General features: G+C 37.9%; 15 protein-coding genes. 11 read left to right on the plus strand and 4 right to left on the minus strand.

The genetic code is table 11. The annotated features are described in order from the left end of the window. Window positions 1-56: 56 nt before the first annotated feature. The 8 genes from hutI (at window position 57) to GMB86_RS03955 (ending at window position 9,146) form a co-directional block, all read left to right on the plus strand. Window positions 57-1,352, plus strand: coding sequence for an imidazolonepropionase (gene hutI, locus GMB86_RS03920; RefSeq protein ID WP_155217006.1), 1,296 nt, complete (start codon window positions 57-59; stop codon window positions 1,350-1,352). After that, window positions 1,327-2,601: a Zn-dependent hydrolase gene (locus GMB86_RS03925; protein WP_155217008.1), complete on the plus strand. Its 1,275-nt coding sequence runs from the start codon at window positions 1,327-1,329 to the stop codon at window positions 2,599-2,601. Before hutI ends, GMB86_RS03925 begins: the two co-directional genes overlap by 26 nt. Next, a complete protein-coding gene (locus GMB86_RS03930; RefSeq protein ID WP_155217010.1) occupies window positions 2,601-3,926 on the plus strand; it encodes an amidohydrolase family protein in 1,326 nt (441 codons plus the stop codon). Before GMB86_RS03925 ends, GMB86_RS03930 begins: the two co-directional genes overlap by 1 nt. 231 nt (window positions 3,927-4,157) lie before the next feature. Then, window positions 4,158-5,168, plus strand: coding sequence for an ABC transporter substrate-binding protein (locus GMB86_RS03935; RefSeq protein ID WP_155217012.1), 1,011 nt, complete (start codon window positions 4,158-4,160; stop codon window positions 5,166-5,168). Window positions 5,169-5,288: 120 nt separating this feature from the next. Next, entirely contained in the window at window positions 5,289-6,155 is an 867-nt protein-coding gene (locus GMB86_RS03940; protein WP_230458990.1) for an ABC transporter permease, read from the plus strand. Between the two features lie 4 nt (window positions 6,156-6,159). Next, window positions 6,160-6,948 (plus strand): ABC transporter ATP-binding protein, encoded by a 789-nt coding sequence (locus tag GMB86_RS03945; protein ID WP_155217014.1) that lies wholly within the window; start codon window positions 6,160-6,162, stop codon window positions 6,946-6,948. A 60-nt stretch (window positions 6,949-7,008) separates the two neighbouring features. Then, window positions 7,009-8,118, plus strand: coding sequence for a histidinol-phosphate transaminase (gene hisC, locus GMB86_RS03950; RefSeq protein WP_155217016.1), 1,110 nt, complete (start codon window positions 7,009-7,011; stop codon window positions 8,116-8,118). A 38-nt stretch (window positions 8,119-8,156) separates the two neighbouring features. Beyond that, window positions 8,157-9,146, plus strand: a complete 990-nt coding sequence (locus GMB86_RS03955; RefSeq protein ID WP_155217018.1) for a C-terminal binding protein — start codon at window positions 8,157-8,159, stop codon at window positions 9,144-9,146. A 115-nt stretch (window positions 9,147-9,261) separates the two neighbouring features. On the opposite strand, the gene GMB86_RS03960 is transcribed toward GMB86_RS03955, so the two are convergent. From GMB86_RS03960 to GMB86_RS03975, 4 genes are all read right to left on the minus strand, one after another. Continuing rightward, a complete protein-coding gene (locus GMB86_RS03960) occupies window positions 9,262-10,371 on the minus strand; it encodes a 5-methyltetrahydropteroyltriglutamate--homocysteine S-methyltransferase (protein ID WP_329602746.1) in 1,110 nt (369 codons plus the stop codon). A gap of 173 nt (window positions 10,372-10,544) precedes the next feature. Further along, window positions 10,545-11,777: a peptidase T gene (pepT, locus tag GMB86_RS03965; RefSeq protein WP_155217020.1), complete on the minus strand. Its 1,233-nt coding sequence runs from the start codon at window positions 11,775-11,777 to the stop codon at window positions 10,545-10,547. Window positions 11,778-12,026: 249 nt separating this feature from the next. Further along, window positions 12,027-13,025: a biotin synthase BioB gene (gene bioB, locus GMB86_RS03970; protein WP_155217022.1), complete on the minus strand. Its 999-nt coding sequence runs from the start codon at window positions 13,023-13,025 to the stop codon at window positions 12,027-12,029. 81 nt (window positions 13,026-13,106) lie between these two features. Then, a complete protein-coding gene (locus GMB86_RS03975) occupies window positions 13,107-13,655 on the minus strand; it encodes a biotin transporter BioY (RefSeq protein WP_155217024.1) in 549 nt (182 codons plus the stop codon). 388 nt (window positions 13,656-14,043) lie between these two features. Here GMB86_RS03975 and GMB86_RS03980 point away from each other — a divergent pair, with 388 nt between their 5' ends. The 3 genes from GMB86_RS03980 to GMB86_RS03990 all read left to right on the plus strand — a co-directional run bounded on the left by GMB86_RS03980 (window position 14,044) and on the right by GMB86_RS03990 (window position 18,784). Then, window positions 14,044-14,736 (plus strand): response regulator transcription factor, encoded by a 693-nt coding sequence (locus GMB86_RS03980; RefSeq protein ID WP_155217026.1) that lies wholly within the window; start codon window positions 14,044-14,046, stop codon window positions 14,734-14,736. After that, window positions 14,714-16,963 carry a sensor histidine kinase gene (locus GMB86_RS03985; RefSeq protein WP_155217028.1) on the plus strand — a complete coding sequence of 750 codons (2,250 nt, stop codon included), beginning with the start codon at window positions 14,714-14,716 and terminating at the stop codon, window positions 16,961-16,963. Before GMB86_RS03980 ends, GMB86_RS03985 begins: the two co-directional genes overlap by 23 nt. 408 nt (window positions 16,964-17,371) lie before the next feature. After that, window positions 17,372-18,784, plus strand: coding sequence for an MATE family efflux transporter (locus GMB86_RS03990; RefSeq protein ID WP_408033828.1), 1,413 nt, complete (start codon window positions 17,372-17,374; stop codon window positions 18,782-18,784). The last annotated feature ends 9 nt before the right edge of the window (window positions 18,785-18,793 follow it).

Here is an 18,793-nt window from a genome sequence, read left to right on the forward strand (position 1 = left end):
GCTAATAGCGAAGCTTGAATTTTTTCATACTGAAATAGTAAAGGAATGAACGCCTAATGAATCACATACTTTATGTTAAAAATGCAGCGCAGGTTGTTACGATGAAAGGAAGTAAAGAGCCTAGGGCAGGTCAATCGATGAAGGACTTAGGATTGATTGAGCATGGAAGTGTTGTAGTGAAAGATGGCATCATCGCTTTCGTGGGCACAGACCAGGAGGCGATGGACTATCTTAAAAACGACAAAAAGGAAGACATTAAGACCATCGATGCGAGTGGTAAGCTTGTCACTCCTGGTTTAATCGATCCACATACTCACCTTGTTTATGCAGGCAGCCGAGAAAATGAGCTCGAAATGAGACTGAAAGGCGCCACATATATTGAAATTCATAAACAAGGCGGTGGTATTCTAAGCACGATGGCAGAAACAAGAAAAGCATCAGAGGAAACATTATTCGATCAATCAGCTGAACGACTTGATAAATTTATAAAACACGGCGTAACAACCGTTGAAGCAAAAAGTGGCTATGGTCTTAATGTCAAAGATGAGTTAAAGCAGTTACATGTGGCTAAACAATTAAATGAACGCCACCCTGTCGACGTCGTTTCGACTTTTATGGGAGCCCATGCTGTACCGGTTGAATTTAAAGAGGATCCAGAAGGATATATTGATTTGCTTATTAAAGAACTATTACCTCGTGTTGCAAAAGATAAGTTGGCTGAGTTTTGTGATGTTTTTTGTGAAGATGGTGTCTTCACGCTTGAGCAATCTGAAAGAATATTGAATGCAGGGATTGAATATGGATTAAAACCTAAAATTCACGCAGATGAAATTGAGGCATTTGGTGGAGCTGAACTTGCGGCGAAGTTAGAAGCGGTGTCAGCAGATCACTTGTTAAAAGCGTCCGATCAAGGTATTCAAGATATGGCCAATAAAAAAGTCATTGCGACCCTTCTGCCAGGTACCGCCTTCTTCCTTATGACTACACCTGCAAGAGCAAGAAGAATGATCGATAGTGGCATGGCCGTAGCCTTAGCAACCGATTGTAATCCAGGTTCCTCGCCAACTGAATCGCTCCTGCTTGTCATGAATTTAGCCTGTCTCACGATGGGTATGACACCGGAGGAAGTGATAACAGCTTGTACTATTAATGCAGCTCATGCGATTGATAAAGCGGACACGATTGGTAGTCTTGAAGTTGGAAAACAAGCAGACTTGGTATTATTTGATGCTAAGAATTATCAAATTCTCCAATACAATTATGGCGTCAACCTTGTACAAACGGTGATCAAGAAAGGCCAGGTCCTTGTTCAGGAGGGGAGAATGCTTGATAACTACCAATCTATCCATTAACCGAAATCGATTGGAAAACCAGCTTAAGATTCTGTCACAATTTGGTAGGAATGAAGAAGGTGGCATTGATCGAACGACCTTTACCCCAGCGGAACTTGAAGCGAGAAAATGGTTAATTGAACAATTTAAAGCCATTAATCTAAATGTAAAAGTAGATGAAGCAGCAAACATTTGGGCTACAAGGAAAGGATATGAAGGCTTACCCCATATCACATTTGGTTCCCATATTGATTCAGTACCAAATGGTGGAATATATGACGGGGCCCTTGGCGTTTTAATTAGTTTAGAAATTATGACAAGACTTTATGAGGCTGGAAAAGAAACAAGACATCCATTTACGTGTGTTTCATTTTCAGCTGAAGAACCGAATCCTTTTGGCTTATCGACCTTTGGCAGCCGAATCGTGACAAAACGCCTGCGAGCGAAGGATATTAAAGGGATAAAAAATAAAGAAGGTCTACCTCTTGAAGTCGCATTGAACTCAGCTGGAGGAGATTTTGACAATATAGAACGTGCCCAAATAGATTCAAAAACGATTGCGGCATTCTTAGAATTACATATCGAGCAAGGTAAACGATTAGAAAGAAATCAAATTCCAATAGGTGTTGTGACATCCATTACAGGCATCTATCGTGAAAAACTACGAATTATTGGAGAAGCCAATCACGCAGGTACAACCATGATGAACGATCGAAAAGATGCGCTAACAACAGCTTCCGAATGCATCCTTCTCCTTGAATCTATTTGCCGAGACCATCCCTCCGATGAAGTTGTTGGAACCATTGGTGAACTGCATATTAAGCCAAATGCAGCCAACATCATTCCCGAGGAAGTGGAATTGACCGTTGAAATTCGAGGGAAAACAGAGGAGGAGATAAGGCAGGTTGTCTCATCTTGGGAGTGTGCCTTGAAACGAGTTTTCCAAAATAGAAAGCATATGAAATTAGATAGACAGGTGTTTCTTAATCAACCTCCCTCTCCAATGGATCGAGATGTCATCGATTCGATTGAAACAGCAGCTAAGCAATTATCTCTTAAAACGTTGCGTTTAGGGAGTATGGCGGGCCATGATGCGACCCATATGGCAACCATCACGCGAAGTGGAATGATATTCGTACCGAGTCAAAATGGAAAGAGTCATTGCCCAGATGAATTCACAGGTATGGATGATATAGAAAAAGCAGCGAATACAATGCTCCATACCTTACTATTACTTGATCAGTCTTTAAATAATAAGGAGGGCTCGTGATGTCCCAACTGTTTATAGCAAACGAAATATATATGGATGACCAATTTAAAAAAAATCAGGCCATGCTAGTCGAAAAAGGTCTCATTAAGGATATTGGTCCAGTAGAACAAATGAAAGGAAAATATCATGGAGTTGAGCAGGTTCTTTATCAAGATAAGGCCATCATACCTGGAACCATTAATGCCCATAATCATTCCTTTCAAAGTTTATTACGTGGCATGGCGATTGATCGTCCTTTTCTAGAATGGCGGGATGAAGCATTATACCGTTGTACGCCATTAATGGATGAAGAAGCCATTTATACAGGAGCGTTATTTGCTTTTGGTGAAATGCTAAAGTATGGTGCGACAACCGTCAGTGATTTTTTCTACATCCATGATAACGGTTTGCACAATGACGAAGCGGTTATTCAAGCCGCCAAGGATTTGGGTATCCGCTTTGTGATGGCCCGAACGATGTATGATTGGGAAGGAGCACCTATTCAGTACCGAGAATCGATTGATGATGCGGTTACCCGTACTCGCAACCTAGCCATCAAGTATCAGGGAGATCCCATGGTCACGATCCAACCTGCACCACATAGTCCACATGCGGCTTCACCTAAGATGATTCAAGCAGGTCATCGTTTGGCCGAAGAACTTGATACTCCTTTTCATATTCATGTGGCTGAGGAAATGTTTGAAGTAAATGAAATTATGGATAAATATGGCTTGAGGCCGGTTCATTATTTAGATTCACTCGGTGTCCTTGATGAAAGAATGATCGCCATTCATCTTGTTTGGCTTGATGACTCTGAGATTAAGCTGCTTGGTGAACGTGACTGTAGCCTTGCTTATTGTCCATCCAGCAATATGTTTTTATCCGATGGGATTACTCGAATTCCTGATCTCGCGCAAGCAGGCGTTACAATTTCATTAGGTTCCGATGGCGCATGCGGCAATAATCGAATTAGTGTGCTTGAAGAAATGCGAATGTGTGCGTTGTTACAAAAGGTCAGTCGTCTTGATGGTACGTGTATCACGGCCAAGCAAGTATTTGATATGGGGACTAAAAACGGTGCTAAAATGCTGCGACTCCCAGTCGGGGAATTAAAACCTGGCATGAAGGCCGATTTCATTTGTTTAGATCTAAACGATTTGTCATTATCCCCAAAAACCGAACTTTTTGCAAATGTGGTTTATTCATTACAACCCAATGCCATAAAAAATGTGATCGTTGATGGGAAAGAGATTGTAAGGGATGGTGAACTCGTGACCATGTCTGAAAAGCAAATTGTTCGGAAAGTCGATCAATTATTTGAAAAGTGGGAGTTAACAAAACGTTGAATGAATTATTGATATAATAGTTGAGTTTTATTTTTAGTTATGTGAAAATAAAACTGTTCCTATTGTTTCAATTTTTTATATATTAAAAAAGTTGGAATATATTTCATCTTAGAATCGTCACCGTGCCATGTGTCCAGAAGTTTGGAGGTTATCTCCTTGAATTCTTGGACACCTAGTAAAATAGGACAAGTCTTATTTTTGAATATAAAAAAATATGGTGGGGGTATTCAGATGAAAAAGAAGCTATTAGCTAGTATTTTAGGAGTTATTTTATTAATAAGTCTCGTTGGATGTGGATCAAAGGAAGATCAGCCAAGCGGTAACAGTTCTTCTTCTAATAAAAAAACGACAAAGATGGCTATCGCTTTATCCAGTTGGGTGGGTTACGCTCCGTTATATATTGCCCAGGAAAAAGGCTTTTTCAAGAAAAATGGATTAGATGTTAAATTGATTAAAATGGAAGCCGTAGCAGACAGAAGAAGTGCTCTCGCTGCTAATACTATTCAAGGTTTTGCCTCTACAGTAGATACTCACGTGATGACAGCGGCTGCTGGCATCCCCGTTCAACAAGTCGTTGCTTTGGATGATTCATACGGTGGAGATGGCATGGTCGCAAAGAAAGACATTAAAAGTTTAGCCGATTTGAAAGGGAAAACAGTAGGTGTACAAACAGATGGAGGCGCAAGTTATTTCTGGTTCCTCTACATGCTTGATAAAAACAACATTGATGTTAAAGATGTTAAAATTCAAAACATGTCTGCAGGGGATGCAGGGTCAGCCTTTGTTGCTAAGAAATTAGATGCTGCTGTCACTTGGGAACCTTGGTTAACAAATGCAAAGAAAACAAGTTTTGGTCATGTTCTTTTAGACAGTAAAGAAACACCAGGCGTAATTGAAGATACCATCGCTTTCCGAAGTGATTTCATTAAGAAAAATCCTAAAGCCATGAAAGCTTTTGTAAAGTCATGGTATGAAGCGGTGGATTACTATAAAACGCATGAAGGTGATGCCATTAGTATTATGGCGAAATCAACAAGTCAAACAAGCGATGAATTCAAAGGCGCAGTTAGCGGGGTCCGTTATTATGATCGAGAAAAAAATGAAAGCTACTTTGGTACAAAAGAATCTCCGGGACAATTAATGGAACTCACTGAGAAAGCCACAAAGTTCTGGCTTAAAGAAGATCTCATTAAAAAAGATCCTGGCGCTGATTCACTTATCAACTACTCGTTTATTAAGTAATCTATTCAGGTAACCACCAGTGATGAAGAAAAAGAGCCCGCATGATTAGAAGTCGATGGATGTATGAGGTGGAGAAGGGCTCTCCACCTGTTATTTTACAAACCTTAGGGAGGTCGAACGATGCAGGATCCAAAAACAGCCGTGAATGACGCTTCCATTCCAATGTACCAAGAGCAAAATAAAAAAGAAACTAAACGCAGAATATCCTGGCTTCAGCCGCAAAAGGCGATCTCAAAGAAACTTTATTTATCATTAAGTATTAGTAGTTTTATTCTCATCCTACTTGTCTGGTCAGGGATCACATATACACATTTGGTTGATCCATTATTTTTACCTACACCAACGGACATTATAAATTCAGCTGTCACATTATTTACTGAACTAGGTTTTGCAACAGATATCCTAGCCACGATATCACGTGTCTTTGTCGGTTTTCTTCTTGCTCTGATCATTGGCTTACCGTTAGGAGTTCTGATCGGCACATTTAAAGTGGTAGAAGCCTTTTTTGAACCCGTGATCTCCTTTGTCCGATATATGCCCGTTTCCGCTTTTATCCCTTTGTTTATCTTGTGGATAGGTGTTGAAGAACCAGAGAAACTCGCCGTCATTTTTGTTGGGAGCTTCTTTTCATTAGTTCTGATGATTGCCGTAGAAGTTGGGAATGTGAGGAAAGAGCTTCTCGAAGCAGCCTATACACTAGGTTCCACAAATTTTGGCATTATAAAATCCGTTATCTTGCCAGCTGCAATGCCAGGGATTATGGAAATTACTCGACTCGTCTTAGGTTGGGCTTGGACGTACATTATTGTTGCTGAATTAATTGCTGCTCCTTCAGGTATAGGACATGTCATCATCGAATCACAACGAATGATACGAACGAGTAACATTATCTTTGGCATCATTGTTATCGGTATTTTAGGGCTCATATGTGATGTCGTACTTAAAATCGTGACAAGAAAACTCTTTTCTTGGAATTACGGGAGGTAAGCCATTGAAACCTAAAGTAACCATACAAAATATACAAAAAGTGTATAAAGGAAAAACCGATGTTCTTGCGGTAGATACGATCAACTTTGACATTATGGAGAATGAATTCATCACCATACTTGGACCTTCCGGCTGTGGAAAATCGACCTTGCTTCGGATGGTGGGTGGCCTTGAAGAACAAACATCGGGTCATATTTACTTAGGTGATCAGGAATTAGTCGGACCTTCATCCAATCGCGGAATGGTCTTCCAAGCCTATTCACTGTTTCCTTGGCTAACGATTGAAAAAAACATTCAATTTGGTCTCAAAAATAAAGGGATGAAAGAGGCTGATCGGAAAGACATATCCGATTCTTATATCGAACTCGTCGGGTTAAAAGGATTTGAAAAACACTACCCTAATCAATTATCCGGTGGCATGAAACAACGTGTGGCCATCGCACGGGCGCTTGCCAACGATCCTGAAATTTTATTACTGGATGAACCATTCGGAGCGTTAGATAGTCAAACACGTCTTATCATGCAGGAACTATTACTTAATATTTGGGAAAAGAAAAAGAAAACCATTCTGTTTATTACACACGATGTAGAAGAAGCCATTTTTTTAGGAAGTCGAGTTCTCGTTATGACGTCTAGGCCAGGTAAAATTAAGGAAGATATGCCAATTGAGTTGCCACACCCTAGGACCTATCATGTCAAATCAGATCCAACTTTCATAAAAATTAAAGACCATTTAACGGAACTTATTCGCGAAGAAAGTCTAAAAGCGATTGAACTTGAAGTTCAAAAGTAAAGCGAGTCATTGAACTATTTTACGGATGCATTGACTTGTCAGTTTTAAAGGAGGGTTTACATGGCCGAATATCAGCGGAAATATACCGATCTTCTAACAGAATATATACCAGGAAAATCTATTGAAGAAGTGAAAAAAGACTATCATTTGGATGAAGTGATTCGTCTAGCGTCAAATGAAAATCCACTGGGTCCATCCCCAAAAGCGATTGAAGCGATGATAGAGGCTGTTAAAGAAGTTAATTTGTACCCCGAGGCAACTTGTGAGGAGCTTGTCACAGAGCTTGCTCAATATTATGGTATTAAACCAGAAGAAATTGTCACTGGAAATGGTGCAGATAATTTGATCAATCAATTAGGCCAAGCTTTTATAAATGAAGGCGATGAAGTGATTTATTGTACGCCGACATTTGCCGCCTATCGTTCAAGCACTCTACTTATGGGTGGAAAACCTGTTGAAATCCCATTACTTGATGGGTTTGTCTATGATTTAGATGGATTACTAACTCAAATAACAGATAAAACGAAAATGATCTTTGTCTGTAATCCCAACAATCCAACGGGGACGCTTCTTGAGGAAGGACGTCTGCAAACATTTTTAGATCAAGTTCCAGAACAAGTTCTCATCATACTTGATGAAGCTTATATTGAATTTATTCAGGAAGAACATTATACAACGGGTGTCGATTTTATTAAAACATACCCGAATGTGATTGTTTTAAGGACATTTTCTAAACTTTATGGTCTTGCAGGAAACAGGGTAGGCTATGCCATAGCACAAAAGCCATTGATTGATCGCATGAAAAAGGTAAGAGAAGTATTTAGCGTCAATCGAGTCGGACATATTGGAGCTCTTGCTGCATTAAAAGATCAAGCACATCGAGATAAAACCATTGAAAAAAATTCAGCTGAAAGGAAAAGATTGGTTGAATTCTTTGAAGAACAAGGCTTTGATGTGACCCCTTCTCATACTAATTTTATTTTCGTTGATGTAAAGATGGATGCAGTAGAAGTCTTTCAAAAGTTAATGGAAAAAGGCGTGCTCATAAGACCTTGCTCAGGCTGGGGATATAATACTCATATTCGTGTTTCCATTGGTTCACATGGTGAGAATACTAAGTTTATAGATAGATTTTCTATTGTTATAGCTAATATTAAGCAATTGAATTAATCAAGAAGTTGGATCATAGTCATAGAGGGGTGAACCCAATGCTCAATCAAAAACCGTTTGTTTGGATCTTAGACGACGAGTGGACAGATCATTCGATTGAAAAAGAGGTGTATGACAAATACGGTTTTACATTTAAAGTCAGTCGTTCGGAAACATTAGAAGAGGATTTAAAGAAGTATGGTCCTTATGCTGATGGGGTCGTTGCACAAATTGGATTTCCATGCCCCAGGCAGTTAATCGAGCAATTACCTGCTTGTAAAGCTATATCCATTTCTGGCGTTGGCTACAATCATGTTGATATTGATGCAGCTACAGAACGAGGAATTGCTGTAGCTAATATTCCGGATTATTGTACCGAAGAAGTATCAGATCATTCAATTGCACTCATGTTTGCACTCTCTCGTCAATTGAAGGACTATGACCAAAAGGTTAGAAATGGGAAATGGGATCCATTAGATGTTCTTCCGCTTTATCGGTTTAAGAATCAAACCGTGGGGATTCTTGGTTTTGGCCGTATCGGAAGGCTTGTCGCACGCAAGCTTCAAATGTTCGGAGTAAGATTGATCGCATACGACAAATATGTGTCAGATGATGAGATTCTAAAGCATGGAGTTGAACCAGTATCATTTGAAGAGCTATTTGCAACATCTAATATTTTAACCTTACATGTGCCTTTAACCGAAGAAACAACGAATATGGTTAATAAAGAAACGCTTGCCATGATGCCAAAAGGGGCTTATGTGATTAATACGTGCCGCGGGGCTGTCATAAATGAAGGGGATTTACTTGGCGCGATAGAATCTGGGTGGATACAGGGTGCAGGAATTGATGTCTTAGACTTGGAACCACCTGCGCCAAATCATCCCTATTTCTCGTGTGAACAAATACTCTTAACACCCCACTCAGCTTATGTCACAGAAGAGTCGCTTCGGGAGCTAAAAGAAAGAACTTGCCAGGTTATTATTGATGTCGTGCAGGGCAGAAAGTTAAATTATGCATTGAATCAAGTTGAATCTGTTCAACCATAGGCTTAATAATTAATCATGATAAAGATCAGTACCTTTAATCAAAGTTAGTGCCTAGTAAATAAAACAAACAAGGAAGGAAAACTTACCTCCCTTGTCTGTTTTTTAATTATTACGTTTACTTCCAAACGTCATTTGCAATATTGACTACATGGCGTAGCTTGTCCCATTGCTGCTCTTCTGTTAGTTTGTTTCCTTCTTCAGTGGAAGCAAATCCGCATTGTGGACTGAGGCAAAGTTGATCTAGATTAACGTATTTTGAAGCTTCTTCAATACGGCGTTTAACGTCATCTGCATTTTCAAGTTCACCATATTTTGACGTGATCAGTCCAAGGACAATATTGAGATCTGGACGATTAACGAAACGAAGAGGTTCAAATCCGCCAGAGCGATCATTGTCATATTCTAAGAATAAACCATCTACATTTAATTTTCCGAAAATATCCTCAGCTATGGGCTCATATCCACCAGCAAACAACCAAGTTGATTGGAAGTTACCTCGGCAAATATGCATGGTTATATTCATATCTTCTGGACGATCGGCTACAGCGTCATTAATCGTTTTTGTAAATGTTAATCGCATTTCCTCAGGATCAAATCCTTGCGAACGTAGTTTTTCTTTTTGTTCGTCAGAGCATAAATGAGCCCAAGCTGTATCATCGAGTTGCAAATAACGACAACCGGCATCATAGAAAGATTTTATTGCTTTTTTATAAGCCTGAGATAAGTCACGGTACATGTCTTCCTTATGGGGATAGACACCATCTTCTACTAGCCCTCTAAATAAAAGCATATTAGGACTTGGAATGGTCATTTTTGCGACGTGATCTCCTGCAATACGATGTAAGAACTTATAATCTTCTAACATGGGATGATTGGTAAAGTCAATTTTATCAACAACTTTTATTCCACGCGCTTTAGTCGTTACGTTATGGAATTGGATACCACTATCTGAGACAAACTCCCTGACACCGTCCAAACCTTCGAGAAAATCGAAGTGCCACCATGCACGGCGAAATTCGCCATCTGTTACGGCTTGTAACCCTATCTCTTTTTGTTTAGCTACAATACGTTTTATTTCTTCATCTTCAATGAGACGTAATTGTTCTGAAGTGATTTCGCCTTGAGCTTTTTGTTGACGTGCTTGTTTTATACGATCAGTACGGAGTAAACTTCCAACTTGATCTGCTCTGAAGGGGGGAAAGTTTCTTTTGATTGATTGATTCACTGGTTGATGTTCCTTTCTAGGTTAGAGTAGTTGAATGATATCAAAGATTTAGAAAAAAAGGAATACCTAAATTTGATAAATTGACTCGGAATTAAAAATTAAGTAGATAAAATGCTCATGAAGAATGAAAAAAAGAGGTGTGAGCAAATTCTCGCACCTTCTCTTTTCTCTTATTAAGCTTTTTCTTCAAATAATTTAGCAATCTCAACAATGACATTCGTTGCTTTGATCATATTATCAACGGATATATATTCATATTTACCGTGGAAATTTTCTCCGCCTGTAAAAATGTTTGGTGTAGGTAGGCCCATGTAAGAGAGTTGAGATCCATCGGTTCCTCCGCGAATAGGTTCAACAATCGGTTTAATATCAAGATTTTCCATGGCTTGATGTGCAATATCCACAATTTCTTTAACGGGCTCTATTTTTTCACGCATATTATAATATTGATCTTTTAATTCAAGAATAACGTTATCTTCACCATATGTTTGTTTAAATTCATTAATGAGTGTTTTCACGGTTTCTTTTTTCTCGTTGAACTTCTCGCGGTAATGATCACGAATAATGTAGATCATTTTTGTTTGTTCAACGTCCCCTTCGATCGAAAGTAAATGATAAAATCCTTCATAGTTTTCGGTATATTCTGGGGCTTCTTTAACTGGCAATTTGCTATTGAAAGCAAACGCGATTTTCATGGAATTGATCATTTTATTTTTTGCAGAGCCAGGGTGGACATTGCTTCCCTTAATGGTTATTTTGGCTTGAGCTGCATTGAAGCTTTCGTATTGTAATTCACCAAGAGGGCCGCCATCCATCGTGTACGCATATTTAGCATCAAAAGCTTTAACATTAAACTTATGTGGTCCACGTCCTATTTCTTCATCTGGTGTGAACGCAACTCGAATCCGACCATGTTTGATCTCTGGATGTTGAATGAGGTAGTTCATGGCGGTCATAATTTCAGTAATACCAGATTTATCATCAGCTCCGAGAAGAGTGGTGCCATCTGTTGTAATCAGTGTATGACCTTTATATTTTGCAAGTTCTGGGAAGGTCGTTGGTGATAAAACAACTTTCAAAGCTTCATTTAAAACGATGTCTTTCCCGTCGTAATTTTCAACAATTTGTGGATTGACATTTTTTCCAGTAAAATCAGTAGCCGTATCGACATGTGCCAAGAAACCAATAGTGGGAACGTTTTTCGTTGTGTTTGCAGGTAGTGTAGCCATAACATAGCCGTTCTCGTCTATTGTTACTTCTTCCATGCCAATAGACTTAAGTTCTTCAACAAGGTTGTTAGCGAGGGTTAATTGACCAGGGGTTGATGGGCAAGTTTCAATATCTTCATTTGATTGCGTATCAACTTTTACATATGAAGTGAATCGTTCAATGAGTTCATCCTTCATGTCTGTCATCTCCTTTTGATTAATGCTCAAAAAGAGGTCTATAAAGCCTCTTTTTGAACAAACACATGAGTATGTATAGGTTTATAATATCATAATTATCCAAATTCATACCCTAAGGAGCATTCATAAAGTTATCATGAACGAAACTAGCTCCTTACTCGTAATTTCGAAGGTTAATTTGGTTGAACTGAATTACTACAAAAACCAAACCAAATCAGAGCTACATTACGAAAGGAGCGAGTTATAATCCTAGAGCTTTTGGGCTTCTGTTTCAAATGCATTTGACTCAATATGAAATCCTAGGTCCTCGATCATTTTATAATCTTCGGTTTTATCTTGTCCTGCTGTTGTTAAGTAATCCCCGACAAAGATGGAATTGGCGATATAAAGACCAAGGCTTTGTAGTGAGCGCAAATTAACTTCACGGCCGCCAGATAAACGAATTTCTTTTTTTGGATTAATATAACGAAAAAGAGCGAGGATCTTTAAACATTTATTCGGCGTTAAGTCATCCATGTTTTCTAGTTTTGTACCAGGGATAGCATGGAGAAAGTTGACTGGAATGGAGTCAGCGTCGAGGGATTTCAAGGCAAAAGCCATATCGATTAAATCTTCCTTAGACTCTCCCATGCCACAAATAATCCCTGAACAAGGCGATATGTGGGCTTTTTTGACAGCTTCAATGGTATTTACACGGTCTTGGTAGTGATGCGTCGTTGTAATTTGATCATGATGGGCTTCGCTTGTATTGATATTATGATTAAATCGATCCACTCCAGCTGCTTTTAACTCTTTAGCTTGTTCTTCATTAATAAGCCCAAGACAAGCACAGACCTTAAGATTCATTTCATCTTTAATTTTTTCTACGGCTGAACAAACCGCCCGTATTTCTCTAGGCGAAGCTTTACGACCACTCATCACAATACAATAGGTTCCCACGTTATCTTCTTTTGCTTTCCTTGCCCCTTTGAGAATCGTTTCCTCATTAACAAGGGAATAATTTTCAATTTGTGTATTAGCATAGATAGACTGTGAACAATAACCACAGTTCTCTACGCAACGGCCACTTTTTGCATTTATAATCATATTTAACTTAACGTTATTACCATAATAATGTTTTCTTATCTGATAGGCACCATGAACAAGACTTAATGTATCTTCTTCTGGAGTATTTAATATGTCTAAGGCATCTTCCTTGGTACATTCATAACCATTAATCACTTTTTGAGCTAAACTAAACCATTTCATTGTCGCATCCTCTTTTCTAAGTATTTTAGCCGTGTTCTAATGAAAACAAAAAGTCCGTCTTATCTTTTAAGAAATTCAGCTTTAAGACAACTTACCAGAGACAGCAAGTCTGCTTCTTAATTGACTGGCTAAAGTTGCACATAAAGCGGCTTTTACAAGATCCAAAACAAATAGAATAGAATTTCCTGCTATGACACTATTAAGCGGTAAGTGATTATAGATGGATAGCCAAAGTACGCCTGAAAAATAAATAGTGAAGATACCTACTAAAATAGCGAAATAGTACTGGATCACGACAAGTTTCATGACTTTAATGTGGTCTGTAATAAGTCCGATGACGAAAACAGCGATCGGCCATGATAGAACATAACCTCCAGTCGGTCCCAATAATACAGCTAAACCACCTCTTCCGCCGGATAAAAATGGGCACCCAGCAGCTATGAGTATGATGAAGACCAACATGGCAATAAATCCTTTTCTAGCACCTAAAATACTCCCCACCAACATGACACCGATCATCTGGAATGTAAATGGGACAGGGATAAATGGAATTTGGATGGTAGGTAGGGTTCCAAATACGATCATAACAGCTACAAATAACGATATAAGAGTTAATGATTTCGTTTTCATGATAGTCCTCCTTATGTGTTAACTAAGAATAATGATAGGTTTACATTGTTTATTTGTCAACAATATATTTTGATTGGTTAACGGTTGGTTTATGGGAAAATAACTAAAAAAGGGTGGAAGGAAAATGACTAGACAGGGACTACTAACCAAAAAACAAAACTAGGAACTATCTCTTGGAAAAGAGCCTAAATAAAAAAACAATACTGGCACTTCGAATAGAAGGTGCTTTTAATTTGGACAAAAAAGCCTAATCATCATCACATTTAGCTCATAATTTCTTAAGAAAATCTTCATTTTTATTATAGGAAGTTGTTAAGTTTTATGAATTAGACTATAAGCAGTGAAAGAGAAATTCACATGATATACTCGAGAGAAAGGAGTGAGAGAGATGAATGATTACCAAGTATTGGTTGTAGATGATGAAAAAGAAATTCGTGATGCGATTGAAATATATTTGAAAAATGAAGGAATTACCGTGATTAAAGCAAAAGACGGGATTGAAGCCATAGATAAACTAAATGAACACGAGATTCATCTTATTATTTTGGATGTCATGATGCCTAGATTAGACGGCATCTCCACGACGTTTAAAATTCGAGAACAAAAGAATATTCCCATAATTATTTTGAGCGCCAAGAGCGAGGACACGGATAAGATCCTTGGTTTACAAGTAGGAGCGGATGACTACGTCACAAAACCCTTTAATCCACTAGAATTGATTGCCAGAGTCAAATCACAGTTGAGACGTTATGTGAAACTAGGAACCTATGACGGTATGGAACAAGTCATTGATATCCGCGGGTTGACTCTCGAACCATCAGCAAAACGGGTCACGGTCAATGGTGAAGAAGTTAAGCTGACCCCGATTGAATACAAAATCTGTGAATTATTAATGACACACGCAGGACGGGTTTTCTCCATTCATGACATTTATGAGCGAGTGTGGAATGAGCCTTGTTATAACGCGGAAAATACGGTTGCCGTACATATTCGAAAAATAAGGGAAAAAATTGAAATAGATCCGAAGAATCCAAGATATTTAAAGGTGGTATGGGGGATTGGATACAAAATTGAAAAATAGATTGTTAATAGGAATATGGATATTACTTCTAGTAAGCGGCATATATGGTTTATACACGGTAGTTAGCCATGGTACACAATATATCAGAGGTAATTATTTTCAAACACCAAATTTCCAAAGTGAATTAAATGAATTTGAAACGGCTTTAGCAGCACTCGAGTTGAACCATTCTAGTCCATTAGAAGTCAAAAAACATATAACCGTTTCTGATCAAGAAATTCATGATTATCGCTATCAGTATGGGGATTTAATGGAGCAAGTCTCTAATATAACAGAACAATATGAAAACAAAATTAATGAAGCAAAGGAGAATAAAAATAAAAATGCCGAAAATTACTATAAAAAAGAACGCGATAAAAAAATAGACGATATAAATAAAAACTTTAGTAGCGATGACTACGTAAGAAACAAAATTATCAAAGCTAAAGAAGAACAAATTGATAAATACTACAAAAATATCAAAAAATATAACCAAAAAAACTTGGAATTTGGGAAGAAAGTATTCAAATATTACCTCAGGGATACTGAGACGGATAAAATTTATACGAACATATCAAGTCAAGACAAGGATATTAACCAAAATGATATGCTTTTTAACGATAAGTTTTCGTTGTCAAAACAAACAGAATTTAATACAGCAAATTTTATAAATATACCAGATGAAGGAGTTGGATTTCAGACAACATCAGAGAGCGAGAGTCTACAAACACCTAATGTAACCATTGTAAACGTATTGAGCAAAAGTGCAAAAACTTATGAGGGACAAATCTTTATCTTAAATTCAGCTCCAAAAAATCACTTTATTATGGATCAATACCATAACTATAATATTAAAAGAGTCATCATTATCATCTGTCTTGTCTTCGGTTTAGCTGCTCTAATCTTCAGTTATTATTTAAATAAGAAACGGAATACTTATCAACGCATCGTCAGTACACATCTTATAAAAGTCTATGACCGAATACCCATTGATTTACGAGCCATGCTTTGTTTATTGAATCTCATTTTTGTTACAACCTTTATTAATGACAGTACGAGCTGGACTAATGTCGATTATACATTTTATAGTCTCGACATTTTTTGGGAACAAGGACTCGCTATCTTGTCCATGGCAACACTTGCTATTCAACTGATCTTTTTAATGGATATAGTAAAAAATAAAAAACGATCTCTTCAATGGGAAAAAAGTGTCATTTATTTGATCTATTTTTCAATATCAAAAACATTTCAAAATCTGGTGGGTATGCAAATCTTTGTTTTTGTTCTCTTAACGCTTGTCTTTTGTTTTGGAATTGTGGCAGCTTTTTCTTATTATGTATGGGATTCCTTAATTCCCATTTTGTTAGCTTTTTTAATAGTAGGATTGCCAACCCTTATATTGGTTCTCAGATATGTGGGCTATTTAAGTCAAATCATCATCAATGCGAGACAAATTGTTCGTGGTGAATTACCTCAAGATCTTCCTGTAAAGGGCTTAACGCCACTTGCAAAACTTGCAGAAGACATCAATACACTTAAGCATGGGGTAAAGACATCTCAAAAGGAACAAGCAAAAAGTGAACGACTAAAAAACGAATTAATCACCAATGTGAGTCATGATCTAAGAACACCGTTAACTTCCGTGATTACGTACACGGAATTACTAAAAACACCCGATCTCACACATGATGAACGTAACAGTTACGTTCAGATTATTGATCGAAAAGCCAAGCGCTTGAAGGTGCTGATCGATGATTTATTTGAAGTCACAAAAATGACGAGTGGTAATATTGAACTCGTTATGGAACAAGTGAATTTAAATGAGCTTCTTGAGCAAGCTTTAGCGGAGTACGATGATATTATTCAAGATTCAAAGCTTCAATTTCGAGTAACTAAGCCAGACAAGCCTGTTCATGCAATTGTTGATGGACAAAAAATATGGCGTGTCTTTGATAATTTAATTGGAAACATTGTTAAATACTCATTAGAAAATACACGTGTTTATATTGATTTAAGAGTAAAAGAAAATGAAGCGATCATCACATTTAAAAATGTCACCAAATATGAACTTGGTGGTAATATGGACGAACTTTTTGAACGTTTCAAGCGAGGAGATGCTTCACGTCATACCGAAGGATCAGGTCTTGGTCTTGCGATTAGTAAATCGATCATTGATCTGCATCATGGGCAGTTTGACATTGAATTAGATGGGGATTTGTTTAAAGTTACCGTAAAACTGGATATATAAGACGTATAAGCCTTAACCTTAATGGATAAGGCTTTTATATATTTAGAAAATAAGGGTAAAAAAATGATGAAAAAATTTGTTCAAAAGTGCGTGCATTACCAAGAATAATATGCTACTATACGTAGAGCTTTTAACAAATTATTATTTCCGACCAATAAAAAATCCTGCTTAAAGATTATTGAGAATCAAAGTATAAGTGGGGTTTATAACCCACACACTAGAAAAGTTTCATTTTATCCCATCCCGCCTTAACGGCAAGTAAAGACCCCCACCTCAAGATTCTGAGTAGTCAAAGAAGATAGGTGGGGGATCAACTGCCCGTAAAGGTCCGATTGGTTCAGCTAACCATCAGTGGGGGATGAAGAAAACCCCCACTGATGGAAGTTTCACTTTATTTTAAGGAGGAAGGTGACGAGAGTGCAAAAGAAACAAGCTGTTTCAACGCAGTCTGTACCTAACGATCTAAAACTCATTCGTCTAACATGGCCTATTTTTCTAGAGGTCTTTTTGTTTATGTTGGTTGGTAGTGTCGATACATTTATGATCAGCGGTGTTTCCGATGATGCTGTTGCAGGAGTAGGAGCATCCAATCAGATTATTACGATTGCGATCTTAGTTTTAGAGGTGATCGGCAATGGTGCAGCGATTGTTATTGCGCAATATATTGGCTCTAAAAAATTATATGAAGCAGCTAAGATTTCTGCGGTCGCCATTACCTTAAATTTAATGGTGGGTATCTCTCTTAGCCTGATCTTCATCCTTTTCGGAGGGTTCATGCTCCAAGCCATGAACTTACATGGCGATATTTATGTCTATGCCAAAACCTATCTGTTGATAGTTGGTGGAGGTATTTTCTTACAAGCACTTATTAATATATTAGCCGCTATTATTCGAACTTATGGTTATACGAAGCATACCATGCTCGTTTCAGTGTTACTGAATATCCTACACTTACTGTTTAACTATATGTTTATCTTTGGGCACTTTGGATTCTCAGCTATGGGAGTTGAAGGGGCAGCTATATCAAATATCAGCAGTCGATTTATTTGTTTGATTATCTTTTTCATTCTGTTCTATCATCTTATGGATGTTAGACTAAAAATCAAGGATTATTTAACCTTAACAAAAAGTTATGTAATAAAGATCTTTAATATAGGCATTCCATCTGCAGTTGAACAAATCACTTATCAATGCTGTCAGCTCGTGTTTTTCTTTTATGCGACCTATCTTGGTGCCGAAGCCATGGCTACTCGTCAATATGCCGTGAATATTTCGATGTACATCTATTTATTCAGTGTGGCCGTCTCCATGGGAACAGCCATCATTACTGGAAGACTAGTTGGAGCTAAAGAACCGGTTGAAGCGTATCGAAGAGTAAGGCAAAGTGTGAAATGGTCTTTGTTAGTGACCATCGTGATGGATATCATCATCATAGCTGCACGGGAACCACTTTTTGGCTTGTTCACAACCAATGCTGATATTATTAAGCTTGGTTCTGAAGTGATCCTCTTTAGTATTTTGCTTGAAACAGGACGCACAGGCAATATTATTATGATTAATTCCTTGCGGGCGGCGGGGGATGCCAAATTTCCTCTCTATATGGGGCTAATCTCGATGGTCGGTGTCAGTTTACCGCTTGGCTATTTTCTTGTTTTTCATTTAAACATGGGTTTGCCAGGAATTTGGATAGCGAATGCCGCAGACGAATGGATTCGTGCCATTACGATGCATTTTCGTTGGAAAAATGGAGCTTGGCAAAAATATAGTTTAGTTGATGATGATAAAAAAGAAGCTAACTCAAAACCAGCAACTGTTCATTAATCAATAGAA

Origin of the sequence: Terrilactibacillus tamarindi (assembly GCF_009718825.1) — a bacterium.
Lineage (GTDB): Bacteria > Bacillota > Bacilli > Bacillales > Sporolactobacillaceae > Terrilactibacillus > Terrilactibacillus tamarindi.